Source organism: Gordonia sp. (in: high G+C Gram-positive bacteria) (assembly GCF_047600565.1).
Classification (GTDB): Bacteria; Actinomycetota; Actinomycetes; order Mycobacteriales; family Mycobacteriaceae; genus Gordonia.
The window spans coordinates 1829789-1855309 of sequence record NZ_JASGKN010000001.1 but is presented as its reverse complement, the minus strand read 5'-3'; the positions used below and the strand labels follow the sequence as shown (position 1 = coordinate 1855309).

23 protein-coding genes and 1 pseudogene are annotated in these 25521 nt (G+C 69.9%); 13 read left to right on the top strand and 11 right to left on the bottom strand.

Annotated features, from left to right (window positions below; all coding sequences use genetic code 11):
* Nucleotides 1-9: 9 nt before the first annotated feature.
* Together QM774_RS09035 and QM774_RS09030 are read right to left on the bottom strand one after the other, a co-directional pair.
* Nucleotides 10-642, bottom strand: a complete 633-nt coding sequence (locus tag QM774_RS09035; RefSeq protein ID WP_414975559.1) for a DUF2461 domain-containing protein — start codon at nucleotides 640-642, stop codon at nucleotides 10-12.
* Nucleotides 639-2228, bottom strand: a complete 1590-nt coding sequence (locus QM774_RS09030) for an MFS transporter (RefSeq protein ID WP_414975558.1) — start codon at nucleotides 2226-2228, stop codon at nucleotides 639-641. Before QM774_RS09030 ends, QM774_RS09035 begins: the two co-directional genes overlap by 4 nt.
* Nucleotides 2229-2302: 74 nt before the next feature.
* On the opposite strand from QM774_RS09030, the gene QM774_RS09025 reads away from it, so the two are divergent.
* The gene (locus tag QM774_RS09025) at nucleotides 2303-2446 is read left to right on the top strand and encodes a hypothetical protein (RefSeq protein WP_414975557.1); all 144 of its coding nucleotides are present in this window, start codon (nucleotides 2303-2305) and stop codon (nucleotides 2444-2446) included.
* On the opposite strand, the gene QM774_RS09020 is transcribed toward QM774_RS09025, so the two are convergent.
* Complete coding sequence (locus QM774_RS09020; RefSeq protein ID WP_414975556.1) at nucleotides 2443-2877, bottom strand: DUF6918 family protein; 435 nt, start codon at nucleotides 2875-2877, stop codon at nucleotides 2443-2445. The two genes, QM774_RS09025 and QM774_RS09020, sit on opposite strands and share 4 nt — an antisense overlap.
* 109 nt (nucleotides 2878-2986) lie before the next feature.
* Between QM774_RS09020 and QM774_RS09015 the strand changes: the two genes are divergently transcribed.
* The 3 genes from QM774_RS09015 to cysC are packed head-to-tail and all read left to right on the top strand — an operon-like array spanning nucleotide 2987 to nucleotide 6993.
* The gene (locus tag QM774_RS09015) at nucleotides 2987-4234 is read left to right on the top strand and encodes an Nramp family divalent metal transporter (protein ID WP_414975555.1); all 1248 of its coding nucleotides are present in this window, start codon (nucleotides 2987-2989) and stop codon (nucleotides 4232-4234) included.
* Nucleotides 4235-4240: 6 nt separating this feature from the next.
* The gene (gene cysD / locus QM774_RS09010) at nucleotides 4241-5155 is read left to right on the top strand and encodes a sulfate adenylyltransferase subunit CysD (RefSeq protein WP_414975554.1); all 915 of its coding nucleotides are present in this window, start codon (nucleotides 4241-4243) and stop codon (nucleotides 5153-5155) included.
* Nucleotides 5155-6993 carry an adenylyl-sulfate kinase gene (gene cysC / locus QM774_RS09005; protein WP_414975553.1) on the top strand — a complete coding sequence of 613 codons (1839 nt, stop codon included), beginning with the start codon at nucleotides 5155-5157 and terminating at the stop codon, nucleotides 6991-6993. The genes cysD and cysC overlap by 1 nt, the downstream gene beginning before the upstream one ends.
* A 26-nt stretch (nucleotides 6994-7019) precedes the next feature.
* Here cysC and QM774_RS09000 read toward each other — a convergent pair whose 3' ends face one another.
* The 3 genes and pseudogenes from QM774_RS09000 to QM774_RS08990 form a co-directional block, all read right to left on the bottom strand.
* Complete coding sequence (locus QM774_RS09000; protein ID WP_414975552.1) at nucleotides 7020-7433, bottom strand: hypothetical protein; 414 nt, start codon at nucleotides 7431-7433, stop codon at nucleotides 7020-7022.
* Between the two features lie 36 nt (nucleotides 7434-7469).
* A pseudogene (locus QM774_RS08995) lies at nucleotides 7470-9165 on the bottom strand (AAA family ATPase).
* Between the two features lie 85 nt (nucleotides 9166-9250).
* A complete protein-coding gene (locus QM774_RS08990; RefSeq protein WP_414975551.1) occupies nucleotides 9251-11188 on the bottom strand; it encodes a PGRS repeat-containing protein in 1938 nt (645 codons plus the stop codon).
* A gap of 164 nt (nucleotides 11189-11352) precedes the next feature.
* Here QM774_RS08990 and purL point away from each other — a divergent pair, with 164 nt between their 5' ends.
* The 4 genes from purL to QM774_RS08970 all read left to right on the top strand — a co-directional run bounded on the left by purL (nucleotide 11353) and on the right by QM774_RS08970 (nucleotide 15541).
* Nucleotides 11353-13641: a phosphoribosylformylglycinamidine synthase subunit PurL gene (gene purL, locus QM774_RS08985; protein ID WP_414975550.1), complete on the top strand. Its 2289-nt coding sequence runs from the start codon at nucleotides 11353-11355 to the stop codon at nucleotides 13639-13641.
* 126 nt (nucleotides 13642-13767) lie between these two features.
* Nucleotides 13768-14355 (top strand): CD225/dispanin family protein, encoded by a 588-nt coding sequence (locus QM774_RS08980; RefSeq protein ID WP_414975549.1) that lies wholly within the window; start codon nucleotides 13768-13770, stop codon nucleotides 14353-14355.
* A 6-nt stretch (nucleotides 14356-14361) separates the two neighbouring features.
* Complete coding sequence (locus tag QM774_RS08975) at nucleotides 14362-14823, top strand: DUF2752 domain-containing protein (protein ID WP_414975548.1); 462 nt, start codon at nucleotides 14362-14364, stop codon at nucleotides 14821-14823.
* 1 nt (nucleotide 14824) lies between these two features.
* Nucleotides 14825-15541: a hypothetical protein gene (locus QM774_RS08970; protein ID WP_414975547.1), complete on the top strand. Its 717-nt coding sequence runs from the start codon at nucleotides 14825-14827 to the stop codon at nucleotides 15539-15541.
* On the opposite strand, the gene QM774_RS08965 is transcribed toward QM774_RS08970, so the two are convergent.
* Nucleotides 15538-17046, bottom strand: a complete 1509-nt coding sequence (locus tag QM774_RS08965; RefSeq protein ID WP_414975546.1) for a glutamate--cysteine ligase — start codon at nucleotides 17044-17046, stop codon at nucleotides 15538-15540. The genes QM774_RS08970 and QM774_RS08965 overlap by 4 nt on opposite strands.
* 119 nt (nucleotides 17047-17165) lie before the next feature.
* Between QM774_RS08965 and QM774_RS08960 the strand changes: the two genes are divergently transcribed.
* The gene (locus tag QM774_RS08960) at nucleotides 17166-17798 is read left to right on the top strand and encodes a hypothetical protein (RefSeq protein ID WP_414975545.1); all 633 of its coding nucleotides are present in this window, start codon (nucleotides 17166-17168) and stop codon (nucleotides 17796-17798) included.
* Here QM774_RS08960 and QM774_RS08955 read toward each other — a convergent pair.
* Nucleotides 17795-18655 (bottom strand): PHP domain-containing protein, encoded by an 861-nt coding sequence (locus tag QM774_RS08955; RefSeq protein ID WP_414975544.1) that lies wholly within the window; start codon nucleotides 18653-18655, stop codon nucleotides 17795-17797. The two genes, QM774_RS08960 and QM774_RS08955, sit on opposite strands and share 4 nt — an antisense overlap.
* 39 nt (nucleotides 18656-18694) lie before the next feature.
* Between QM774_RS08955 and QM774_RS08950 the strand changes: the two genes are divergently transcribed.
* From QM774_RS08950 to purM, 3 genes are all read left to right on the top strand, one after another.
* Nucleotides 18695-19081: a sterol carrier family protein gene (locus QM774_RS08950; RefSeq protein ID WP_414975543.1), complete on the top strand. Its 387-nt coding sequence runs from the start codon at nucleotides 18695-18697 to the stop codon at nucleotides 19079-19081.
* A gap of 85 nt (nucleotides 19082-19166) precedes the next feature.
* Nucleotides 19167-20723: an amidophosphoribosyltransferase gene (gene purF / locus QM774_RS08945; RefSeq protein WP_414976627.1), complete on the top strand. Its 1557-nt coding sequence runs from the start codon at nucleotides 19167-19169 to the stop codon at nucleotides 20721-20723.
* A 100-nt stretch (nucleotides 20724-20823) separates the two neighbouring features.
* On the top strand, nucleotides 20824-21891 hold the full coding sequence (gene purM / locus QM774_RS08940) for a phosphoribosylformylglycinamidine cyclo-ligase (RefSeq protein WP_414975542.1): 1068 nt from the start codon (nucleotides 20824-20826) through the stop codon (nucleotides 21889-21891).
* A 23-nt stretch (nucleotides 21892-21914) separates the two neighbouring features.
* Here purM and QM774_RS08935 read toward each other — a convergent pair whose 3' ends face one another.
* The 3 genes from QM774_RS08935 to QM774_RS08925 all read right to left on the bottom strand — a co-directional run bounded on the left by QM774_RS08935 (nucleotide 21915) and on the right by QM774_RS08925 (nucleotide 24621).
* Nucleotides 21915-22838, bottom strand: coding sequence for an aldose 1-epimerase family protein (locus QM774_RS08935; RefSeq protein ID WP_414975541.1), 924 nt, complete (start codon nucleotides 22836-22838; stop codon nucleotides 21915-21917).
* Nucleotides 22839-23094: 256 nt separating this feature from the next.
* Nucleotides 23095-23277, bottom strand: coding sequence for a DUF3073 domain-containing protein (locus QM774_RS08930; protein ID WP_414975540.1), 183 nt, complete (start codon nucleotides 23275-23277; stop codon nucleotides 23095-23097).
* Between the two features lie 171 nt (nucleotides 23278-23448).
* A complete protein-coding gene (locus QM774_RS08925) occupies nucleotides 23449-24621 on the bottom strand; it encodes a YgfZ/GcvT domain-containing protein (RefSeq protein WP_414975539.1) in 1173 nt (390 codons plus the stop codon).
* A 19-nt stretch (nucleotides 24622-24640) separates the two neighbouring features.
* Between QM774_RS08925 and QM774_RS08920 the strand changes: the two genes are divergently transcribed.
* Complete coding sequence (locus QM774_RS08920; RefSeq protein WP_414975538.1) at nucleotides 24641-25495, top strand: aminodeoxychorismate lyase; 855 nt, start codon at nucleotides 24641-24643, stop codon at nucleotides 25493-25495.
* Nucleotides 25496-25521 lie beyond the last annotated feature (26 nt).

Sequence of the window (25521 nt, the reverse complement as noted above, 5' to 3'; positions counted from 1 at the left end):
CGACCCGGCTCAGACCCGTCCGTGCGTCGCGACCCAGTCCACGAGGGGAGTGGTCTGGCGCCAGTCGGTGCGGATCCGGTCGGCGAGCGCCGGATTGCCGATCACGTCCTCGAAGTCGTACGACTTCATGACCGTCAGCGACCGATGCCGCAGCAGGTCGATCCTCGGATGGTCGAGCGACCAGCCGCGCGGAGCGGTCTTGACCCGGTCGCCGCCGATCGCCCAGCCCGCCCGGCGCAGCGTCGCCAGAATCTTCTCCAGTTCGGGGCCGAACCGGTCGTCGTCGATGGCCTGCCGGATCGCGGCCAGCCGATCCGGGGCGGCCTCGTAGAAGCCGCTGCCGACACGGAATCCCGGTGCCGCGATCTCCAGGTGGTAGCCGGTGGCCGGGGCGACACCGACGAAGGCGCCCTGATGGGTCTTGTAGGGCGTCTTGTCCTTGGAGAACCGCACGTCACGATAGGGGCGGAACACCTTGGCCTCGCCGAACTCGTCGGCCAGGCGATCGGTCAGCGCGACCATCGGATCCCGGACCGCAGCCCGGTAGACGTCCTTGTGGGCGTCCCAGAAGACCTTCGAGTTGTCGACCTCGAGGTCGTCGTAGAAGTCGAACGCCGACTCCGGAAACCCCTCGAACGTCATGCCGCCGGCTCCGCATCGTCGACGACGGCCGGGTTCTCGGGCGTCAGCACCTGTCGCGGCGCCAGCCACGTCAAGAAGACGGCACCCACCAGCAGGACGACGCCCAGGCCGATGCAGGCGTGCTGCATGGGCGGCACGAACGCGGCCTGCGCCCCCTCGGTGATGAACCGGGCGAGCGCTCCCGCCTGCGGCGGAAGCTTGTCGGCCACGGCGACCGCGCCGGCCATCGACCGACCGATCTCGGTGGCGGCACGATCGGCGGCGGCCGGGTCGACGGCGGCCAGCTGCGTTCGCGCCGACTCGGCGACCGGCCCGATCCGGTGGCCGTACCCCGCCGCCATCAGACTGCCGGCCAGCGCGATGCCCAAGGCGGCCCCCAACTCGCGGGCGGTGTCGTTGACCGCGGAGCCGATGCCCTGGTTGTCCTGGGGAGTGTTGGCCATGATCGCGGTGGTGGCCGGCGCGGTGGTCAGGCCGATGCCGACCGCGCACACGCCGAGCATGACCGCGACCTTCCAGTACGTCTGGACGTCGAAGAAGCCCAGCGCGAGGACTCCGGCGCCGAGGATCAGCATGCCGCCGCCCAAAACGAAGCGCAGCGAGTGGAAGCGCACGGCCACCCAGTTGCCCAGCAGCGCGAAGACGCCGACGCCGACGACGAGCGGGGTCAGTGAGACCGCCGACTTCAGCGGCGAGAACCCGTAGACGAGCTGGAGCAGCAGTAACAACAGGTAGAAGACGCCGAACGTCGCGAAGAACTGGAGCCCCACCGACAGGGCGCCCGAGCCGAACGCTCGATTGGCGAACAGGCGCACATCCAGCAAGGGGGACGGACTCCGCAACTCGATCCAGACGAACAACGCTCCCAACAGCACGCCGCCGATCAGGGTGCCCATAACGACGGGGTCGACCCAACCGCGGGACGGCGCCTCCAGCAGGCCGAAAACGATCCCGGTGATCGCCGCCACCGAGGCCAGCGACCCGGGCACGTCGATCTTCCCGGGATTCGAGTCCTTCGACGATCCGATGGTGAGGGCGAGCAGGAGCATGACGGCGGACGCCGCGGCGAACGTGATGAACACCGAATGCCAGCTGAAGAAGGCCATCAGCAGGCCGGTGACGAAGAACCCGCCGATCGCGCCGACGCCGGCCACCGCCGCCCAGATGCTGATGCCGATGGCGCGCTGATCGCGCGGCACGCCCGCGGTGATCAGCGACAGCGTCGCCGGCATGATCAGTGCCGCGCCGACGCCGGCGACCAGCCGGGTGGTGATCAGCTCCATCGACGTGGACACGAACACGGCGCCGAGGTTCGCGGCGCCGAAGATCAGCAGCCCCGTCATCAGGGCGCCGCGTCGTCCGAAGCGATCACCGATCGCGCCGGCGGGCAGCAGGAGAGCGGCCAGGACCAGGGTGTAGCCGTCGAGGATCCAGGTCATCTGCGCATTGGAGGCGCCGACGTCCTGGGCGATGTCGGGGAGCGCGGTGTTCAGGGCGGCCATGGCGGCGACCACGACGCTCACCCCGAGGCAGGCCATCAGGATCAACCAGACGGTTCGGACACTCCAGACACGCGAGGCGCTCATCACAGCGAACTCCCGCAACATGTGTCACAGTAGTCACACGAGTGAAACCCACTCACGATTGAAGGTGAACCGACATGGCCGCGAATCACGTTGCTCCGTCCCGACCCATCACCGACCTGAATCCCGTCCGGGTGCACGTCTGGCGAGTCATCGCTCTCCTGGCCGTGCTCGGCGGAGTGCTGGCCGCGATCCTGGTGATCATGATGGGTGCGGCCTAAGCGGCTGCGTTCTTCTCGATGGCGTCGCCCACCGGTCCGAGGGCCTCGGTGACGTAGCCCTTCGCCTTGCCGCGCAGCCCGTGGTAGGCCTTCGACAGTCCGGCCGGCGCCGAATCCGCCTGCTTGTCGGTCACCTCCAGCAGTGCCTCGCTCGCCTGATCCGAGTTCTGGGTCAGCCATGCGCCGAACCCGGTACCGGCCGGCTTGCTGTCCCACAGCGGCGACAGCGCGGTCAGGAAGTCCGGCAGCATCGCCGACGTCGCGGTCGCGACCACACCCGGCTTCACCTTGTTGACCGTCGCGTAGGCGGCCTTGACCGCGGCGCCGGACAGGCCCGACTGCGACTTCACCTGGTTGTCGATCACCTGCACCAGATCGTTGGTCAGGGCGGTGTCGTCGGAGACAGCGGCGGGCAGGGAGGCGTCAGCCATGAGGGGTCCTCTCGAAGAGATCGATGTATCGCCGTCATCCTGCCAGGGATCGGCGCCACGCGGAGAAGTTCGGTTGGCCGAAATCTTATCTACCGTCTACCCTGAACCCGTGACCGAGCAGACGACGCAGAACCACAGCGCCACCCCACGCACCGCACTGCTGCTCGGCCCCGCCTTCGTCGCCGCCATCGCCTACGTCGACCCCGGCAATGTCGCCGCCAACATCACCGCCGGCGCCAAGTACGGCTACCTGCTGGTGTGGGTGCTCGTCGCCGCCAACATCGTCGCCGTGATGATCCAGTACCAATCCGCCAAACTCGGCGTCGTCACCGGCCGCACCCTGCCGCAGACCCTCGGCAGCGCGCTGCCCGGACGGCGCACCCGACTGGCCTTCTGGGCACAGGCCGAACTCGTCGCCGCCGCCACCGACCTCGCCGAGATCATCGGCGGCGCCATCGCCCTGAAACTGCTCTTCGGACTGCCGCTCCCGCTCGGCGGACTCATCGTCGGCGTCGTCTCCATGATCCTGCTCGCCACCGCCGACGGCCGGCGCCAGCGACAGTTCGAAACCATCATCGTCGGGCTGCTCGCCGTCATCGTGATCGGCTTCCTCACCGGTCTCGTCGTCAACCCGCCCGACGTCGGCGGCCTGCTCAACGGCATGATTCCGCGCCTGCAAGGCAGCGAAACGGTGCTGCTCGCCGCCTCGATGCTCGGCGCCACCGTTATGCCGCACGCGGTCTACATGCACTCGTCGCTGGTCATCGACCGGCACGGGATCGACAACGACCCCGGCCGCATCCGCACTCTGCTGCGCGCCACCCGCTACGACGTGATCATCGCGCTCGCCATCGCCGGCACCGTCAACGTCGCACTCCTCGTCCTGGCCGCCACCAGCCTGTACGGCCGCGCCGGCACCGACTCGATCGAAGGCGCCCACGCCGCCGTCTCCGACGCGCTCGGCCCCGTCGTCGCCGCACTGTTCGCCATCGGGCTGCTCGCCTCCGGCATCGCCTCGACCTCCGTCGGGTCGTACGCCGGCGGCGCCATCATGTCCGGACTGCTGCGCCGCCGGATCCCGATGCTGGTGCGGCGGGCGATCACCATGATTCCCGCCCTGGTCGTCCTGCTCATCGGCGTCGAACCGACGATGGCGCTCGTCGTGTCGCAGGCCGTGCTGTCGCTGGGCATCCCGTTCGCGCTCATCCCGCTGCGCCGCTTCACCGCCGACCCGAAACGCATGGGCGAGTTCGCCGACTCGTGGCCGCTGCGCTGGGGATCCCTCGCCGCCGCCGTCGTGATCGTGGCACTCAACCTGGTGCTCATCGGCCTGACGATCTCCGGCGCACTATCCTGACAAACCATGGACGAACACGGCTACGAGCTGTCGGACCTGGCGGCGTTGGAAGCCGAGTCCGTGCACATCTTCCGCGAGGTGGCCGCCACCTTCGAACGCCCCGGCATGCTGTTCTCCGCCGGCAAGGACTCGGTGGTGATGTTCCACCTGGCCCGCAAGGCGTTCTGGCCGGCACCCATGCCGTTCCCGCTCATGCACGTCGACACCGGCCACAACTTCGACGAAGTCATCGACTACCGCGACCGCGTCGTCGAACAGACCGGCGTGACCCTGCTCGTCTCCAGCGTCCAAGACGACATCGATGCCGGCCGCGTCGTCGAACAGACCGGGCCCGGCGCCTCCCGTAACCGGCTGCAGACCGCCGCACTGCTGCGCGGCATCACCGAGAACGGCTTCGACGCGGTCTTCGGCGGTGCGCGACGCGACGAGGAGAAGGCCCGCGCCAAAGAGCGCGTCTTCAGCTTCCGGGACTCGTTCGGTGCCTGGGATCCCCGCAACCAGCGGCCCGAACTGTGGAACCTGTACAACGGCCGCCACCACAAGGGTGAACACATCCGGGTCTTCCCGCTGAGCAACTGGACCGAACTCGACATCTGGCGCTACATCGCCGCCGAGAACATCGAACTGCCGTCCATCTACTACGCCCACGATCGGGAAGTGGTCCCGCGCGACGGCATGCTGCTCGCCAAGACCCGCTTCCTGGAGACCTATCCGGGCGAGACGTCGTACACCGAGCGCGTCCGTTTCCGCACCGTCGGCGACGCCACCTGCACCGGCTGCGTCGAAAGCGACGCGGACACCCCGGAGAAGGTGATCGAGGAGGTGTCGGCCACCCGCGTCACCGAACGCGGCGCCACCCGCGCCGACGACCGGATCAGCGAATCCGGCATGGAAGACCGCAAGAAGGAGGGCTACTTCTGATGGCCGGAGAACTTCTGCGGATCGCCACCGCGGGCAGCGTCGACGACGGCAAATCCACGCTGATCGGACGACTGCTCTACGACTCGAAGTCCATCTTCGCCGACCAGATGGAGGCCATCGAGGCCACCAGCGCACGGCGCGGCGACGAGTTCGCCGACCTGTCACTGCTCACCGACGGGCTGCGCTCGGAACGCGAACAGGGCATCACCATCGATGTCGCGTACCGCTACTTCTCCACCCCGGACCGCAAGTTCATCATCGCCGACTCGCCCGGGCACGTGCAGTACACGCGCAACATGGTCACCGGCGCCTCCACCGCAGACCTGGCGATCATCCTCATCGACGCCCGCAAAGGCGTGCTGGAGCAGACCCGCCGGCACGCGTTCCTGTCGTCACTGCTGGGGATCCCGCATCTGACGATCTGCGTCAACAAGATGGACCTGGTCGACTACTCGCAGGAACGCTTCGAGGAGATCCGCGACGAGTTCGTCGCCTTCGCGGCCAAACTCAACGTCACCGATCTGACGTTCATCCCCATCTCCGCGCTCCGCGGCGACAACGTGGTCGACCGGTCCGAGGAGATGCCGTGGTACGACGGCCGGCCCCTGCTCGGACACCTCGAAAACGTCTACATCGCCTCCGACCGCAACCTGATCGACGCCCGCTTCGGTGTGCAGTACGTGATCCGGCCGCAGCGCAGCGACGGCTTCGACCACCGCGCCTACGCGGGCACCGTCGGCGGCGGCGTGTTCGCGGCCGGCGACAAGGTGGTCGTCCTGCCCGGAGGCTTCGGCACCACCATCACCAAGCTGTGGGGGCCGGGCGGCGAAGAACTCGACGAGGCGTTCGCGTCGATGGCCGTCTCGATGGAACTCTCCGACGAGATCGACATCGTCCGCGGCGACATGATCGTGCGGCCCAACAACCGGCCGCACGTCGACCGCGACCTGGACGCGATGGTCTGCTGGTTCTCCGACTCGACCACGTTGCAGCCGGGGTCGGCCTACCTGATCAACTGCGGCACCCGGCAGTCGAAGGTGACCGTCGCCGGCCTCAACTACCGCCTCGACGTCAACACGCTGCACCGTGATCAGGAGGCGTCGTCTCTCGAACTCAACGAGATCGGCCGCGTGCACCTGCACGCCCAGCAGCCGCTGCTGTTCGACCCCTACCGGCGCAACCGGCAGACCGGCAGCTTCATCCTGATCGACGAGAAGACCAACGCGACCGTCGCCGCCGGCATGATCACCGGACCCGTCGCCCACGACACCGATGTCGTCTGGCAGGGCACCAAGGTGAGCCGCGATCAACGATCGCATTCGGGTGCCACCATCTGGATGACGGGCCTCTCCGGGTCGGGCAAGTCGTCGCTGGCCGTGGAGCTGGAGCGTCGCCTGATCGCCGAAGGCCGCCCCGCCTATCTGCTCGACGGCGACAACCTGCGTCACGGACTGAACTCCGACCTCGGCTTCAGCGACGACGACCGCCGCGAGAACATCCGCCGCACCGCCGAGGTGGCCGCCCTGTTCGCCGACTCGGGCGCCGTGGTGCTGGTGTCGCTGATCAGTCCGTTCGCCGAAGAGCGGCGTCGTGCACGGGAGATCCATGAGGCGGCCGGGCTGCCCTTCCACGAGGTCTTCCTCGACACCCCCATCGACGAGTGCGAGGCCCGCGACCCCAAGGGGCTGTACAAGAAGGCGCGGGCCGGCGAGATCAGTCAGTTCACCGGTATCGACTCGCCGTACGAGCGTCCGGAGAACGCGGACATCGTGGTGAAGCCGGAGGACGGATCGCCCGCCGACAACGCCGCGGCGATCCTGCGCAACCTCGGCCTGTAGGTCGGCGGGCCCGTGCGCCGGGCCGGTCACGCCGGGTACACGCCGGTCAGGGCCAGGGTGCTGCACACGGTGATCAAGACGGTCTGCGCCACGCAGGTCCACGTGAGGACCGGCCGGGCGAGCTGCCGGTGACGGCGACGGTCGAGCCCGCCGATGATCGCGACGGCCGCCAGAACCACCACCGACACCGGCAGGACGACGACGGCGACGTGACTCCAGGTGACGTCGCACACCGGATGATCGAGCCGGCACGAGTGCCCGGCACCGGCTGACCCGAACGGCAGAATCGCGGACACCACCGTGCCCAGGACCACCTGGATCGCCAGCTGTACCGCGCACAGGACGGTGTCGAGCTTCCGCAGGTGCGGGACGTCGTACGGCGTCACCGGAGCCAGGGCGAATGCCGGGGCGGGGGCGTAGCCGTAGGGGTATTGGTTCATGCAGGTCTGACGGTCGTCGCCGTCACCGATGTTCCCTCAGCAGTGTTCTCTCCGTGGTTGTTCTCTTCGGGCCAGGGCGGCCTGCACGTCGTCGCCGGTGATGGTCATCAGGTCGGCTTCGGACAGGGCGGTCAGGTCGGCGGACGACGCCAGCCGGTGTTCGCGTTCCTCTTCGGCGGCTTCGATCAGGTTGCGGACGTAGCGGGCGTTGCCGGCGACGTCGACCGGTGCGCGCGATCCCACGGGAAAACGGTCATCCGGTGACCACAATCTCGTGAAATCCGCGTGCAGTGCGGCGGCCGCCGACGCCGACAGGCGCGCATCCCGGCCGGCGGCCATGGATTCGGCGATCAGGGAGAGTTCGGCGGCCGTGTACGAGTCGAACCGGATCCGTCGCCCGAACCGGGACTCGAGACCCTCATTGGCGGCGAGCAGCCGGTCGATCTCGTCGTCGTAGCCGGCCAGGATCACCACGAGCCGGTCGCGGTGGGTCTCCATCCGCTCCAGCAGGGTGTCGAGAGCCTCCCGACCGAACGCGTCGCCACCGGACAGGCCCTCCTGGATCAGGGTGTACGCCTCGTCGATGAACAGCACCCCGTCGAGTGCCCGGTCGATGAGTGCGGAGGTCTTGGGTGCCGTGCTGCCGAGGTGTTCGCCGACCAGGTCGCGGCGGGTGGCCTCGACCATCCGGTCCGTCGCCAGCAGCCCCAGCGCGTGATAGAGCCGCGCGACCAGGCGGGCGACGGTGGTCTTGCCGGTGCCGGGTGGACCGGTGAACACCAGATGCAGAGACCGGTCACCGGTCCGCAGGCCGCGCTGCTCGCGCACCGCCGCCAACTGTGCGGTCGCCCGCAGCCGGGCCACCTGCTGTTTGACCGCGTCCAGGCCGACGTGGCGGGACAGTTCCGCGTCGATCTCCTCGAGCGCGGCGGACCCGGACGGCGGGTCCGCCGCCGGCGCGCCGTCAGACGGCAGCAGAAGCCGGTAGGCCGGATCGGCCAACGCGGTGGCCGCCTCGGTCAGGCCGGGATCGAGTGCGACGGCCTCCTGCAGCAGGGCGCGGGCGGCCGGCTCGTCGCCACACGTCCGGCGGGTCAGTCCCATCGTGAACGCGGCCTGGGCGCGGCAGTTCGTCAACGGGCCGCCGCGCGCTCTCTCCAGCCGGCGCACACCCTCCTCGAACAACCCCGACTGGACGCAGGCCGTACCGGCCATCAGTTCGGCGGCGGTGACGAGGCATTCGTCGTCCCAGGTCTCCATCCGTGCCAACGAGGCCAGCACCGCGCTCCAGTCGTGATCCTTCAGGTGGGCGGCGGCCCGGCAGAACGCGAGGATCGGCGCCGCACCGGAGAGCTCGTCCAGGACGGCGTGCGCCCCGGCGGCATCGTCGCCGGACAGCAGTGACGCCGCGTAGGCGACGGCGGCGCCGGTCGCGTCGTGCACCGGATAGTCGACGAACATCCCGGTCGGCGCCCGGCCGCGCAGCCACCGGTCGGGCAGGCCGAGTCGCCGCTGTTCGGCGCCGATCGACGCCCGCGCCGAATACAGGCCGAACAACGTCTCCCCGGTGGTGTCGCCCGCCGCGAGCCGGCCCAGCCAGGGCATCGCCCATCCTCGGGTCTGCTTCGGCGGCACGGGTGAACGCCGCCCGGGCCTCGCCCGTCTGGCCGTCGCCCAGTGCGATCACACCCGCCTGGACGTTGTCGCGCGCGAAACGTCGACGATCGTTCACGGTCCCCCCGAACCTCCGAATGACTTCGACGGTAGACCGATCGACCGCGTGAACACATCGCGTCGACGCGGGTTGTGGACAACTCTCAACCGAGGGTCGCTGGAGCACCGGCAGTGCCCGGTGCGCCGGATCCGTCCCCACCTGGTCCGCCGTCCCCGCCGGTCGCCGAGCCGGTGGTGTAGGTGCCGGAGTGGCCTTGGACCGTGGCCGCTCCGCCCTTGCCGCCGGCACCGCCCACTGCTCCGGAGGAATCACCCCGTCCACCGTCGCCGCCGCGTCCGCCGGTCGCCGACGTTCCGTCGAGGAACGCGGCGGGCGGCGCTATCGAGATCGCGCCGCCGCCCCGACCACCCGCTCCACCCATTCCGGAGCCGCCGGCGCCGCCTGTCAGCGCGGAGTTCTGGATCTTTCCGTTGCCGGCGACCATGGCGGTCGTATCGCCGCCCTTGCCGCCGTCCGCGTCTGCGGCGTCGCCACCGCGACCGCCGGTCTGGTAGACGTCCGCGCTACCGCCGGGATCGTTCTGAGCGCCGATCTCCACACCCGTCGACAACCAAGCCCCTCCGCCGTCTCCGGCATTGCCGATTCCGGTCGAATCGCCGCCGGCGCCTCCCTGCAGGACTCCGGTCGCACCGCTCGGCGCGTCCGGGCTGATCGTCGAGTCGAGAGTGGCGTCGCCGCCCCGGCCGCCATGGCCTGTCGTCGGGGTCGTGAACGGCGTGCCGTCGGGGTGGCGGTTCACACCGCCGTGCCCGCCATCGCCGCCCAGCGCCCAGAGACGAGCGAAATCGCCGGCGTACGGGGATCCGCCGATGACGGCATCACCGCCGTGTCCGCCGATCCCTCCGGCCCCGGCCGCCGAGCCGTCCCCGCCGCGTCCGCCGGCACCGCCGACCGCCTTACCGTCGATCCGTGCACCGACCGCATAGGCGTTGCCGCCGCCTCCTCCGCCACCACCGCCGTGCCCGGTGGCGTCTCCGCGGCCGCCTGCTCCGCCGATCCCTCCGGTCACCGTGACGGTGCCGGCCGGTCCCACATCCAGTCCGGCGGAGCCGTTGCCACCGTGACCGCCGTTCCCGCCACCGCCGACCGCCCCTGAGCGGCCGGCCGCCCCGTTTGCTCCCAGCAGGCCGAACAGACCGCCTCCTGGCCCGCCGTCGCCGCCGTGTATTCCGCCGGCGCCCCCGTCCCCACCGGTCCCGCCGGCGCCGGACTCGAGTCCGGCGCCCATGCCGATCTGCCCGTCGGCACCATTGCCGCCATCACCGCCGCGGCCGCCGTTCCCGGCGTTCCCGCCGGCGCCTCCGGCGGACAGGAGGAAACCGGTGCCGGCTCCGCCGTCGCCGCCCGGGCCGCCGTCGCCTCCGCGAGCTCCGTTCCCGGCATCGCCCTCTGCGGCACCGAGCCCAGGCCGGACGCCGGCGATGCCGTCGTCGCCGCGCGTTCCGGCACCCCCGGCGCCGCCTGCGCCGCCGGCTCCGCCGACACCGAAGAACCAGCCCGGTGCAGACCCGCCGGTTCCTCCGGCGGCACCTATCCCGCCGGCCGTTCCGGCGCCTCCACGTCCACCGGCACCCCCGTCACCGAGAAGCATCCCGCCACGACCGCCGGTCCCGCCTGCGGTGCCGGCCTGACCGTCGCCGCCGCGCCCGCCGTCGCCGAGGAGGGCTGCGTCGCCGCCCCGGCCCGCGCCGCTGTAGCCGTTTCCGCCATCACCGAACAGGAGTCCGCCGCGACCGCCATCGGGGTGGATCGCCGTCCCGTCGGTCCCGTTGCCGATCAGCACGGTTCCGGCCGCACCGTTGATCGATCCGGCGAGCGTCTGCCCGGCGGGATTCTCCATCCACACCTGCTGACCGAGGTCGTGGAGCGGCTGATAGATCAGCTGATCGACGCCGTCGGTCGGGTTCGAGACGGTGTCGGCGTACGCGTCGGCCTGACCGAATCCGAACACGATGAGGCCCGTGCCGGCAGCGACGGCGATGAGCGTCGCGCGACGGCGATCGATGGGATGTGGCTTCATGATGATTCCTGTCTTTCTGACCGACCCTGACGGTTCGATCGAAGCGTGGCGACCGCGGGCCGGTTCGGGTAGTCGACTACTCGTTCTCCGCGCTCGGGCCCGGCGGACGGAACGGGTCCACGGCGGGCGCGAGGCGCCGTCGGCGCTGACATAGACTGTCCGGTGTGAGCGCCCAGGTAGATACCGTTTCCCACGCCGTCGAGACCCCCGACCAGCCGCAGCCCTTCACCGAGCTCGGACTGAAGGACGACGAGTACGCGCGGATCCGCGAGATCCTGGGCCGCCGTCCCACCGACGCCGAACTGGCCATGTACTCGGTGATGTGGTCCGAACACTGCAGCTACAAGTCGTCCAAGGTGCACCTGCGCTACTTCGGTGAGACCACCACCGACGAGATGAAGGCCGGCATGCTGGCCGGCATCGGCGAGAACGCGGGTGTCGTGGACGTGGGCGACGGCTGGGCCGTCACCTTCAAGGTCGAATCCCACAACCACCCGAGCTATGTGGAGCCGTACCAGGGTGCGGCGACCGGTGTGGGCGGCATCGTCCGCGACATCATGGCGATGGGCGCCCGCCCGATCGCGGTGATGGATCAGCTGCGGTTCGGTGCGGCCGACGCTCCTGACACCCGTCGCGTCGTCGACGGCGTGGTGCGCGGCGTGGGCGGCTACGGCAACTCGCTCGGTCTGCCGAACATCGGCGGCGAGACCGTCTTCGACGCCAGCTACCAGGGCAACCCGCTCGTCAACGCCCTGTGCGCGGGAGTACTGCGCACCGAAGACCTGCACCTGGCGTTCGCGTCCGGCGCCGGCAACAAGATCATCCTGTTCGGCGCCCGCACCGGCCTCGACGGCATCGGCGGCGTCTCCGTCCTCGCATCGGAGACCTTCGACGACGACGGTGAGAACTCCGGACCGAACCGCAAGAAGCTGCCCAGCGTGCAGGTCGGCGATCCGTTCACCGAGAAGGTGCTCATCGAGTGCTGCCTCGACCTGTACCGCGAACACCTCGTCGTCGGCATCCAGGACCTCGGCGGCGCCGGACTGTCGTGCGCGACCTCCGAACTGGCCGCAGCCGGTGACGGCGGCATGCACATCGACCTGGACAAGGTGCCGATGCGCGCCGAGGGCATGACCCCGGCCGAGGTGCTGTCCAGCGAGTCGCAGGAACGCATGTGCGCGGTGGTCAAGCCCGAGGACGTGGACGCGTTCATGGAGGTCTGCCGCAAGTGGGACGTGCTGGCCACCGTCATCGGCGAGGTCACCGACGGCGACCACCTCCAGATCGACTGGCACGGCGATCGCGTGGTCGACGTGCCGCCCCGCACCGTCGCCCACGACGGCCCCGTCTACCACCGTCCCGTCCAGCGGCCCGACACCCAGGACGACGTCATCGCCTCGACCACGGCCGGCCTGGCGCGCCCGTCCGGGGCCGACGAACTGCGGGAGACGTTCCTCGAACTGCTCGCCAGCCCGGCCCTGTGCAGCCGCAAGTTCATCACCGAGCAGTACGACCGGTACGTGCGCGGCAACACCGTGCTGGCCGAGCACGCCGACTCCGGCATGATCCGCATCGACGAGACCACCGGCCGCGGCATCGCGATCTCCACCGACGCCTCCGGCCGGTACACGTTCCTCGACCCGTACCGCGGTGCGCAGCTGGCGCTCGCCGAGGCCTACCGCAACGTGGCCGCCTCGGGTTCGACCCCGAAGGCCGTCACCAACTGTCTCAACTTCGGTTCCCCCGAGGATCCGGCCGTCATGTGGCAGTTCGAGCAGGCCGTGCACGGCCTGGCCGACGGTTGCGCGAAGCTCGGCATCCCGGTCACCGGCGGCAACGTCAGCTTCTACAACCAGACCGGCGCGACGGCGATCCTCCCGACCCCGGTGGTGGGTGTGCTCGGCGTGATCGACGACGTCGACCGCCGCATTCCGACCGGCTTCGGCACCGAGCCGGGGGAGACCCTGATCCTGTTGGGTGAGACCCGCGACGAGTTCGACGGCTCCATCTGGGCGCAGGTCGAGCACGACCATCTCGGCGGCGTTCCGCCCGAAGTCGATCTGGACCACGAGAAGCTGCTCGGCGAGATCCTGGTGGCCGCATCGCGCGACGGTCTCGTGTCGGCCGCGCACGACCTGTCCGAGGGCGGCCTGCTGCAGGCGGTCGCCGAGTCGGCGCTGGCCGGCGAGACCGGCTGCCGGATCCTCCTTCCGGAGGACGCGGACCCGTTCGTGTGGCTGTTCTCCGAGTCGGCCGGCCGCGTGCTGGTCGCGGTGCCGCGCACCGAGGAGTCGCGTTTCTGCGCCATGCTCGACGCCCGCCAGATGCCGTGGACCCGGATCGGCGTCGTCGATCAGGGCAGCGACGCGCTCGCCGTGCAGGACCAGTTCGAGGTCAAGCTCGACGAACTGCGCCAGGTGTACGAGGGCACGCTGCCGGCACTGTTCGGCTGACCCGCGTCCGGGCCCGGTGACGGGCGTCGGTCGTTCGTAGGGTGTGCTCCACCTGTCGGTGGGCGGACGGTGTGGTGTCGGTTACGCTTTGCGTACTTACTCGTCCTTGAGAGGAAATGGCCGTACATGACCACGCCCCCTCCCGGAACTCCGGGAACCCCTGACCCGTCGCAGAACCCGGGTGTGCCCGGCGATCAGCCCCCGGCCTACGGCGCTCCGCAGCCGGGGCAGGTTCCTCCGTACGGTGCGCAGCCTGGTGCTGGTCCCCAGTACGGCCAGGTCCCCCCGTACGGTGCACCGCAGTACGGCGCCGCGCCCCAGTACGGTGCACCGCAGTACGGCGCCGCGCCCCAGTACGGCGCAGCACCTCAGTATCCGGCTACGGGGGCCGGCGCTCCCGATCCGGGCATGGCGTCGGCGATCGTGGTCACCGTTCTCGGTTTTCTCCTCGCCTGCGCGAACTGCTTCAGCGTGATCGCCGGAATCCTGGGTGTGGTCGCGATCGTGAAGGCCAATTCCGTGAGTGGTCTCTGGTCGATGGGCAACGCCCCCGGTGCGCAGGCCGCTGCAGACGACGCCAAGAAGTTCTCGAAGATCGCCTGGATCGTCCTCGGCGTGACCGTCGTGCTGTGGATCATCTTCATCATCGTGGCGGTCGCGGCCAACTGGCACGTGGGCTACTATGACTTCAACAGCACCTCGACCTCGTACTGATCCTCGATGACGATCACGGCGACGACGATCGGAAGCCGCGTGGCCGCCGGTGTGTCGGCGGCGTGGCGGCATCCGGTGATCGCGCCGGCGACCGTGCTGACCGGCGCGGCCGCTGTGGGTGCCGTCGTGTGGTTCGCCGACCCGGTGAGGCCCGGCGGGATTCTCCCGAGCTGCCCGATTCACTCGGTCCTCCATCTCGACTGCCCGGGCTGTGGAGGAACCCGCGCCGTGTATTCACTCCTCGACGGCGATCTCGGTGCGGCGCTCCACTACAACGCCTTCGCAGTCGGCATACTGCTCCTGCTGGCGGTGTCGTTCACGATGTACACGATCGGGCTCTGGCGCGGGCGACCGATCCGGAACGTGTTGGCATATCGCTTCGTACCGATGACGATCCTTGTCGTGACACTCGTCTGGACCGTCATCAGAAATCTGCCGTTTCCACCATTCGAAAGCTTGAAGGTTTGACATGACTGATCCCCAGTCGCCCGATCAGGGCGGTAACGGCCAGGAATGGTCGCCGTACCCGGCCCCGGATGCCGCGGTGCCTGACGCCTCGACGCCGGATGCCGCGACGCCCGATCCCACGGCCGTTCCGCCGACCACGCCGTACACGCCGGATCCGTCGCCGCAGCTGTACAGCCAGCCGACCCCGCCGGTGCAGGCCGACGGTTCGGTGCCGCCGGTTCCGCCGGGTGTGCCGACCTACGGTTCGGCCCCCGCACAGCCGGCCGCTCCGGTCCCGCCGGCCGTGCCGTCGTACCCCGCCGCGATGCCCGGCCAGCCGTACGCGGCCGCCCCGTACGGTGCGCAGCCGTACGGCGTCGCGTACCCGGCTCCGAATCCGATGGGTCCGCCGCCGCAGACCGGCCAGACCTCCGCGATCGTCGCCACCGTCATCTCGGCGATCATGGCGGTCACCTGTTACGGCGCCATCGTCGGCATCGTTCCGCTGATCTTCGGCATCCTCGGCATCTCGAAGGGCAGCTCGGTCACCAACCTGTGGAACACGGGCCAGACCGCCGCCGCCCAGAAGGCGGCCGACGACTCCCGCAAGTGGGCGATGTGGGCGTGGATCTCGATGGGCATCGGACTGGTGCTGTTCATCATCGCGGCCGTCGTCTTCTTCGTCTGGCTCGATTCGGTCGACACCGTCTCGCACACCACCGGCGGCTACGGCACCTAGACCGGCCAGGTGTGGACCGGCTCGCCTTGGTGCATGAGCGTCACATAGTCGGACAGCATGCCGTGCAGCGCACGGCGTCGTGACTCACCGGCCGCTTCCCGCGCCACGACGGCCCGCCGCTGCCACACCGAGCCGGTCTGCCGGGTGACGCAACGCCCCTCCAGGATCTGCAGATACCGGGACCGGGCCTTCTCTCCGACCCCGAACGACCGCAGACCGGCATCGGCCAGGGGCAGCAGCCGCCGCAACGCCAGCTCATCGGGCCGCACCCAGCCGACGTCCGGCCAGTACAGGTTGCCGTCCATGCCGTAGCGGGCTCCGACGGCCAGGTTCTCGCGGGCGGCGTCGAACGACATCTGCGACCACAGCGGACGGTCGGTCTCCACGAGCCCGCGGACCACGCCGTAGTAGAAGGCGGCGTTCGCCATGACCTCGACGACCGTCGGCCCCGCCGGCAGAACCCGGTTCTCGACGCGCAGGTGTGCGCGGCCGTCGACGACGTCGTACACCGGTCGGTTCCACCGGTACACGGTGCCGTTGTGCAACCGCAGTTCGTCGAGCTGCGGAATGCGGCCGGCGTCGAGCTCGGCCAGGGGGTCGACGTCGGTGGACACCGGCAGCAGGGCGGGGAAGTAGCGGATGTTCTCCTCGAACAGATCGAAGATCGTGGTGATCCAGCGTTCCCCGAACCACACGCGCGGCCGGACGCCCTGATTCTTCAGTTCGAGTGGTCGCGTGTCGGTGGCCTGCTCGAACACCGGGATGCGGGTCTCGTGCCAGAGCGCCTTCTCGGCCAGGAACGGCGAGTTGCCGGCGAGTGCCACCTGCACGCCGGCGACGGCCTGCGCCGCATTCCAGTGCGCGGCGAAATCTTCCGGGGCCACCCGCAGATGCAGTTGCAACGACGTACAGGCCGCCTCCGGAAGGATCGAGTCCGACGTCGTGTGCAGCCGTTCGGCGGGTTCGCCGTCGTGAAGAGGGACCCCGGTGATGTCGAGTTCCAGGTCCTCGCCGCGGGCCGCGAAGATCTGTTCGTCGATCAGCGCATAGCGCGGATTCGCCGAGATCCAGTGCTGCGCGAAGTGCTCGGTGCGCAGGGTCGGCAGCATGCCGACCATCACCAGATGGTTGCCGGTGGTGGCGGCTCGCTCCTCTGCACGGTTGAGTGAGGTGCGCAGTGCCTGTTCCAGGCTGACGGTGTCGCCGCCGACGAACGGCTGCGGCGCCACGTTGATCTCGATGTTGAACTGCCCGAGCTCGGTCTGATAGTCCGGATCGGCGATCGCGTCGAGCACCTCGGCGTTGGCCATCGACGGATTCGCCGCACCGTCGATCAGATTGAGCTCCACCTCCATGCCGAGCAGCGGTTCCGGTGGACGGCCGTGATCGGTGAACAGTCCGTCGGCCAGCATCCGGGCGATCGCGTCGTTGCCGCGGGAGACCTGCGAGCGGAACCGGACCCGATCGGCCCCGGTGAACTGCTGACGGCGCACGTCCTCGCCCATGAAGCCATGGTGCCGGAAAGAGCCGGCCCGCCGCGGCGCAACGGATCACGTCACGCCGGGAACATTCCGGTGCCCCGTACCCGTCCTACTCCCGACCCCAGCGAGTACGAGGAGACATCATGACCACCGACTTTCCCCGCAACGACCAGCCGTGGGCGCCCGACGCCCCGACCGTGGCCCATCCGGTCGCCGCGTTCGCGCCGCAGCCGCACCCGATCGCCGCCGGGTACGCGCCGATGGCCGGTGCCGTCCAGTACACCCCGGCTCCCCAGTTCCCGCCGGTCGGCCCGCTCGCCCCGGTGGCGCCGCAGGTCAGCGGCGCCACCGCCAAGGCCGTCGGTGTTCTGGCCCTGCTGGGCGTGGTGCACATGCTGGTGCTGATCGCGACCGCGCTCGGCTCGGAGCCGGCCGGTGTGCCGACCGGCTACCAGCATCTGGACACCCTCCAGGTCGTGGCGGGTCTGGTCACCCTGGTGTTCCTCGGCGCCGGCGGCATCCTCGTGTTCCTGCGCAAGCAGGCCGGCCGCTACCTCGTGATGGCGGGCTGCCTGCTGCACCTCGTCGCCTGGATCGTCCGGTTCGTCTTCATCAAGAAGATGGTCGACGACCTCGTCGGCGACGACCTCAGCCCGGCGTTCGCCGGCGGCATGGGAATCGGGTTCGTCCTGACCCTCGCGTTCCCGATCGTCACCCTCGGTCTGGCGCTCGCCCCGGCCACCACCCGGTGGTTCGCCGCCGCGACGAAGGCCTAGCCTCCGAACGGCTCGGTGCGGCCGAGAGCGATGATCTGCTCCACCACCGCATCCGGCGTGCGTTCCTGGCCGATCCGCAGAGTCTTGTTGGCGCCGTGATAGTCGCTCGAACCGGTCGTCAGAAGATCCAGGTCGGCGGCGATGCCGCGCAGCTCGGCGCGGGCGTCGTCGTCGTGATCGGGATGGTCCACCTCAATGCCGCGAAGACCGTGGGGGACCAGGGAGGCGAACACCTCCGGCGTCAGGACCGCGGCCGCGGCCCGGGCCCGCGGATGGGCGATCACCGGCACGCCGCCGGCTCCGGTGATCAACTCCAGGCCCTCGATCAGCGACGTCGAGCGGAGCGCGGCGTAGTAGGGGCTGCCGTCGTGCAGCAGATCGTCGAAGGCCTCGCCGACCGAGCCGACCGCGCCGGCCTCCATCAACGCCCGGGCGATGTGCGGACGGCCGATCGAGCTCGGTCCCGCGATCTCCTGCACCCGCTCCAGCGAGATCGGATAGCCGCCGTCGACCAGCAGTTCGACGATCCGGCCGCCGCGTCCGGCCCGCTCGTCGCGCATCCGCGTCCACTCGGCGACCACCGCGGGATCGTCACGATCGAACAGGTAGCCGAGTAGATGCACCGAGACGAGCTCGCCGTCCGGGCCGGGATGCTTGGTGGAGAACTCCGTCCCGGGGATCACCCGCATTCCGGCCGGCACCAGCGCACGCGCCTCGTCCCAGCCGCCGTCCGTGTCGTGGTCGGTCAGTGCGATCGTCGTCAGACCCGCCGCCCGGGCAGCCGCGAACCACTCGGCGATCGAATCGGTGCCGTCGGAGTATTCGGTGTGCGTGTGCAGGTCGGCGGTGAGGCTCACACGGTCAGCCTACGACCGGACCTCACTAGGCTGTCGGGTGTGGCGACGAAGAAGGTGGACCCCCACGAGACGCGGGCAGCGGTCCTGGCCGTCGCCGACTGGCTCCGTGACGAATCACTGCCGGCCCCGCCGCGCGCCCAGGTGGCCGCCGCCGTCCGCACCACCGCCCGGACCCTCGCGCAGGACGCACCCGGAGCCACGGTCGAGGTCCGGGTGCCACCGTTCGTCGCCGTCCAATGCCTGGAAGGCGTCCGGCACACCCGCGGCACCCCTCCCAACGTCTTCGAATGCGCACCCCGTGAATGGCTGCTGCTGGCGACCGGCCTCCTCGACCTCGCCGACGCCGTCGACGAGCATCGGGTCAGCGTCTCCGGGCACCGTGCCGCAGACATCGCGGCATTCCTGCCGATCGTCCGCGTCACATAACGGCGCGCAGCGTTAGGAACCAGCGCATCCAGCACGTAAACTCTGGGAGTACGCCCGTCCGGCCCAGAAAGATCGGAGCGTCGTGGTGACCGATCCGTCCATCCACTCGCCGAATCTGCTGAACCTCGATGAACCCGAGAACGAGCCTCGCGAAGAGTGCGGTGTGTTCGGAGTCTGGGCGCCCGGCGAAGACGTCGCCAAACTCGCCTACTACGGCCTCTACGCGCTGCAGCACCGCGGCCAGGAGGCCGCCGGCATCTCCGTCGGCGACGGCGCCCAAGTGCTGGTCTTCAAAGATCTGGGACTGGTCTCCCAGGTGTTCGACGAGCAGACGCTCGCCTCCATGATCGGTCACGTGGCCGTCGGCCACTGCCGCTACTCGACCACCGGCTCCACCACCTGGGAGAACTCCCAGCCGATCTTCCGGCACACCGCCGCCGGCAACGGGGTGGCCCTCGGCCACAACGGCAACCTCGTCAACACCGCCGAGCTGGCCCAGCGGGCCCGGGAACTCGGCATCTACGGCGCCAGCGAAGGAGCCACCAGCGACTCGGACGTCGTCGGCGCCCTGCTCGCCTACGAGGCCGCCGACAAGACCCTCGAACAGGCCGCGCTCGAACTGCTGCCCACGCTGCGCGGCGCGTTCTGCCTCACCTTCCAGGACGAGAACACCCTGTACGCCGCCCGCGATCCGCACGGCATCCGTCCCCTCAGCCTCGGACGCCTCGATCGCGGCTGGGTGGTCGCCTCGGAGACCGCCGCCTTCGACATCGTCGGCGCCTCGTTCGTCCGCGACATCGAGCCCGGCGAACTCCTCGCCATCGACGCCAACGGCGTCCGCAGCCAGCGCTTCGCCGAGGCCACCCCGAAGGGCTGCGTCTTCGAATACGTCTACCTGGCCCGCCCCGACAGCGTCATCAACGGCCGTTCGGTGCATTCGACCCGCGTCGACATCGGCCGTCGCCTCGCCCGCGAATACCCGGCCGAAGGCGACCTGGTGATCCCGGTCCCCGAATCCGGCACCCCGGCCGCCGTCGGCTACGCGCAGGAATCGGGCATCCCGTACGGCCAGGGCCTGATGAAGAACGCCTACGTCGGCCGCACCTTCATCCAGCCCAGCCAGACCATCCGCCAGCTCGGTATCCGGCTCAAGCTCAACCCGCTCAAAGAAGTGATCCGCGGCAAGAAGCTGATCGTCGTCGACGACTCCATCGTCCGCGGCAACACGCAGCGGGCGCTGATCCGGATGCTCCGGGAGGCCGGCGCCGCCGAGGTGCACGTGCGGATCGCGTCGCCGCCCGTCCGCTGGCCCTGCTTCTACGGCATCGACTTCGCCTCCCCGGCCGAACTCATCGCCAACGGCATGGAATCGGAGGAGAGCATGGTCGACGGCGTCCGCAAAGCCATCGACGCCGACTCCCTCGGCTACCTGTCCGTCGACGAGATGGTGGCGGCCACCGAGCAGCCGGCCGACCAGCTGTGCTGCGCGTGCTTCGACGGCAAGTATCCGATCGGTCTGCCCGAGGAGACCTCCATGGGCAAGGCGGTCCTGGAGACGATGATGAAGAACTCGTCCGCCGACGAGATCATCGATCCGCTCACCGCCACCAACGACAACGTCAGCGCGGTGATGCGTCCGTAGCCGGACGCACGCATCCGGGGCCGGAGGCCCCAGCGCGTTCGAGTACCGTGGACGCGTCCCCGTCGGCCCGCCGACGACGAAACTCAGGAGTGCAACGACCATGAACGACGGCCCCGCAGCAGGCGCGTCCTACGCCGCCGCCGGAGTGGACATCGACGCCGGTGAACGCGCCGTCGAACTGTTCGCTCCGCACGCCAAGCGCGCCACCCGTCCCGAGGTGATGGGCGGCCTCGGCGGCTTCGCCGGCCTGTTCGCACTCAAAGGCGACTACAAGGAGCCGGTGCTGGCCGCCTCCAGCGACGGCGTCGGCACCAAGCTGGCCGTCGCGCAGGCCATGGGCGTGCACGACACCGTCGGCCGCGACCTGGTCGCCATGGTCGTCGACGACCTCGTGGTCTGCGGTGCCGAACCGCTGTTCCTGCAGGACTACATCGCCATCGGCAAGGTCGTGCCGGAGATGGTCGCCGACATCGTCAAGGGCATCGCCGACGGCTGCCACGACGCGGGCTGTGCGCTGCTGGGCGGCGAGACCGCCGAGCATCCCGGCCTGATGGAGGACGGCCACTACGACATCTCCGCCACCGGTGTGGGTGTGGTCGAAGCCGACGCCATCCTCGGACCGGACCGCGTCCGGCCGGGTGACGTGGTGATCGCCATGGGCTCGACCGGTCTGCACTCGAACGGCTACTCGCTGGCCCGCCACGTGCTGCTCGAGCAGGCCAAGATGCCGCTCGACGGCCACGTCGAGGAGTTCGATCGCACCCTCGGCGAGGAGCTGCTCGAACCGACCCGCATCTACGCCAAGGATTGTCTGGCGCTGGCCGCTGAGACCGACGTGCGCACCTTCGCCCACGTCACCGGCGGCGGACTGGCCGACAACCTGTCGCGGGTCCTCCCGTCCGGCGTCGAAGCCGAGCTCGAGCGCGGCTCGTGGACGCCGGCCCCGGTGTTCTCGATGATCGCCCAGCGCGGCCGGGTCGACCGCGCCGAGATGGAGCGCACCTTCAACATGGGCGTCGGCATGGTCGCCGTCGTCGCGCCCGAGGACACCGACCGCGCCCAGGCCATCCTGACCGCGCGCCACGTCGACAACTGGGTGCTGGGCACCATCAAGCGCGGCAACGGTCCCGCCTCGGTGGACCTGGTCGGCGAATACGCCCGCTTCTGATCCCGACCGGGGGCCGGGCGCGGCTATCTCGCGAACGTGATGCCCCACCGGGCCGTGAACGTGTCCCCGGGTTCCAGGAAGCGCAGGCCGTCGCCGCTGTTGAAGGCGTCGGCCGCGCAGGTCATCGGTTCGATCGCGATGGTCGCAAGCGGTCCGTCGATCCCCGGGAAGTCCGGTTTCGTGTACACCTGCACATAGCCGAAGGACGCGTCCTGCCAGAGGCCGACGGTGCTGCCGTTCGGTGCCTTCAGTACCGATTCGAACCGTGATCCGGATGCCGCCGCAGTCGCGCGGTACCCGGTGTCCAGTGTCAGCTGCGACAACGGGCGGTAGTCGCGGACATCGGCGTGTGTGCCGGCGACCGGGGCGACACCGGTCGGCAGCATGCGGTCATCGGTGAGGTAGTACTCCGCGGCCGGCACCCGCACGAGGATGTCGTCAGCGGACACCGGACTCTCCGGATCGTCGATCGTCAGATACGGGTGCACCCCGATCCCCACCGGTGCGGAAGCACTGCCCACGTTCTGCACCTCGTGGGTGACCGTCACGCCGGCCGCCTCCACCGCATGCGTCACCCGGGTGCGCAACCAGAACGGATAGCCGAGCTGCGGGTACACGTCGGCGGCGAGCGTCACGCTCGCATCGGACCGCGACGCCACGGCGTACTCGGTGTAGCGCAACAGTCCATGGCTGGCGTTGCCGTACTTGGGTTCGGTGATCGCCAGCTGCTGCCGTCCGTCGTCCCACCGGCCGTCCCGGATGCGGTTGGGCCACGGCACCAGCACGGTCCCGGCACAGCCCGGCGCGGGGACGTCGTGCGGATAGTCGGGCACCACCCGGACCCCGTCGACCGTCAGACCGCGCAGCGCCGCACCGACCGGCGCGATCGTCGCGGTGACCACGCCGTCGTGCAGCGTGATGAGACGTCCGGTCGGGGTGTCGTCCATGACAGTGGACTGTAGCCCCCCCTACGCCCCTTGAGCAGGCCCCACGCTGCCTACGCTCCTTGAGCCTGTCGAAAGGAGCTCGCTTCGACAAGTGCGGGCCTACGCTCCTTGAGCTTGTCGAAAGGAGCTCGCTTCGACGGGCTCAACGAGCGTGCGCGGGCTCAGCGAGCGTGGGGCGCAAAGAACCCCGCGCTCGGTGAGCGCAGGGTTCCAGCAAGAAATCGTTCGCCCCTCGGGCGGGCAGATCACGAAGCGCTCAGGCGCGCTTCCACTCGTCCTCCGCGTACGGATCCTCATCCGTCCACTGGTCGGACTGGCTCGAGGATCCGTTACCGCCGGCGAGCTCCTGCTGGAGCCGCTCGAGATCGGTTTGATGGGTGGAGTACTTCAGCTGACGAGCGACCTTCGTCTGCTTCGCCTTTGCCCGGCCACGGCCCATGGGGGACCCCCTCGCACAATGACGGGGCGGCCATTTCTGGTGGCGGCCCCGTTCTACTCGTCAGTTATGTTCCTGCGAACAGTCTACCGCTTATGCGAAATTAATGCCGCCGCCGGGGCAGTTGGGCGCGTTGTGGGTCTTGACCTGCGGGTTCGGGGCCTGGAGGGCGCGTCAACGTCCTCGCAGACGGTCGACGGCCGCGCGGCCCGGCGGCACGGCGTCGTCATCGGTGTAGCGGTCCGGATCGATGCGTGCCGCGCACGGATCGTCCTGGCCGCCCACCTGCAGGTTCGCGTCCACCGGCACCGAGCGCTTGACCAGCGCCAGAGCGATCGGCCCGAGATCGAAATGGTCGACGACGGTGCCCACCCGTCCGACCGTCCGGCCGTCGAGGCTCACCGGATCGCCGACCACCGGCCGGTACGACGCCGAACCGTCCAGATGCAGCAGCACCAGCCGTCGCGGCGGCCGGCCCAGATTCTGCACCCGGGCCACCGTCTCCTGGCCGCGGTAGCAGCCCTTGTCCAGGTGCACCGCACCCTGCTCGTCCGCGCCGCCGATCCAATCGACCTCCTGCGGGATGGTGCGGTCGTCGGTGTCCAGGCGCAGACGCGGCCGCATGGCCGCCACCCGCATCGCCTCCGACGTCCAGGCGCCCGCCGGCCGTGCGCCGGCCTCGGTCAGTTCCTTCCAGAACTGCAGGACCTGATAGTCGGGAACCACCACGTCGACCACCGGAATGCTGCGGTCCTCACCGGTCGGCGGCATGATCCGCCAGAAGCCGAGCGGCTCCTCCTCGTGATGCATCTCGGGCAGATCGCCCGCCTTCCCGACCGGTGCATCGGCCGGAATGTGCAGAAGCTCGGCGATCGCGCCGGTCCGGACCGCGGGGCCGATCAGAGTCAGCACATGCATGTCCGGTCGGGGGCCGGGCGCGACGTCGGCACGGAACACCATTCGCTGCAGGTACTCCAGGAGGGGAGCGCCACGGTCGTGAGTCGTGTCCAGCCAGGTGGTGCCGTCGACATCGGTGAGGACGAAATGGTCCTCCACGCGCCCGTTGCCGTCCAGGGACAGGCTCTCGGCGGACATCCGGTCGCCCAGGCTCGCGACGTCCTGACTGACGAAGCTGTGCAGCCAGGTGAGGCGGTCGTCGCCGGGGATCTCTATCACCGCACGATCGGAACGGTCGACGATCGCGGCCGAGGTGGCCGCCGCCCGCTGCTCGCCGAGCGGATCGCCGTAGTGCCAGGCGACGCCCGGGCTCAGGTCGTCCTCCGGAGTCGGAACGGCGTCGGGATGAGCGAGGAGGATCGGCGACGGAGTCGCAGCGGTGTCCGGCATGTGCCCCAGTCTACGAGCGATGTGGGAATCTGAACCGGTGACGATGATGGTGGTCTCCGCTCGGGGGCAGGTGCTCGACCCGCAGCAGCCGCTGCTCCACGCCGACGACCTCGGCGTGCTGCACGGCGACGGGCTGTTCGAGACCCTGCTGGTGCGTGACGGTCGCCCGCGACTGCTCGAGCGGCATCTCGAGCGTCTCGCCCTCGGTGCACAGACGGCCGGGCTCCCGGCGCCCGACATCGACGGTCTGCGGGCGGCGGCGCTGACCGCGGCCGGCGAATGGTCGTCGCGGGGCGACGGCGACGGTATGGCGCGGATCGTCTACACGCGCGGCCGGGAGAGCGTCCCCGGCGTCCCCACCGCCTATGTGACGGTCGGCCCGGTCGGTGCCGGGGTGGCCGGCGCACGGCGCGACGGTCTGGACGTGATCACACTCGCCACCGGGCGCCGCGGCGACGCCCCCGCGTGGGAGCTGACCGGAGTGAAGTCGCTGAGCTACGCCCGCAACGCCGCCGCCGCCCGCTACGCCCGGGAACGCGGGGCGGGCGAGGCGCTGTTCCTGTCCACCGACGGCGCCGTCCTCGAGGGCACCCGCTCGAACGTCGTCGTCGTCACCGGCCGCACCCTGGTCACCCCGCCCGCCGACGGGGGGATCCTGCCCGGCATCACCGTCGCCGCCGTCTTCGATCAGGCCGCGGCCGCGGGACTCGCCGTGCGCGCCGACCGTGTCACCGTCGCCGACCTGACCGCCGCCGATGCCGTCTGGTTGCTGTCCTCGGTGACCCTCGCCGCCCCCGTCCGCTCCCTCGACGGGACACCCCTGGACCGCGGGGGGATCGACGTGGCCGCGCTCGCCGATCAGGCGATCGGCTGACGGCGTCTCACCACCGGAAACACCCG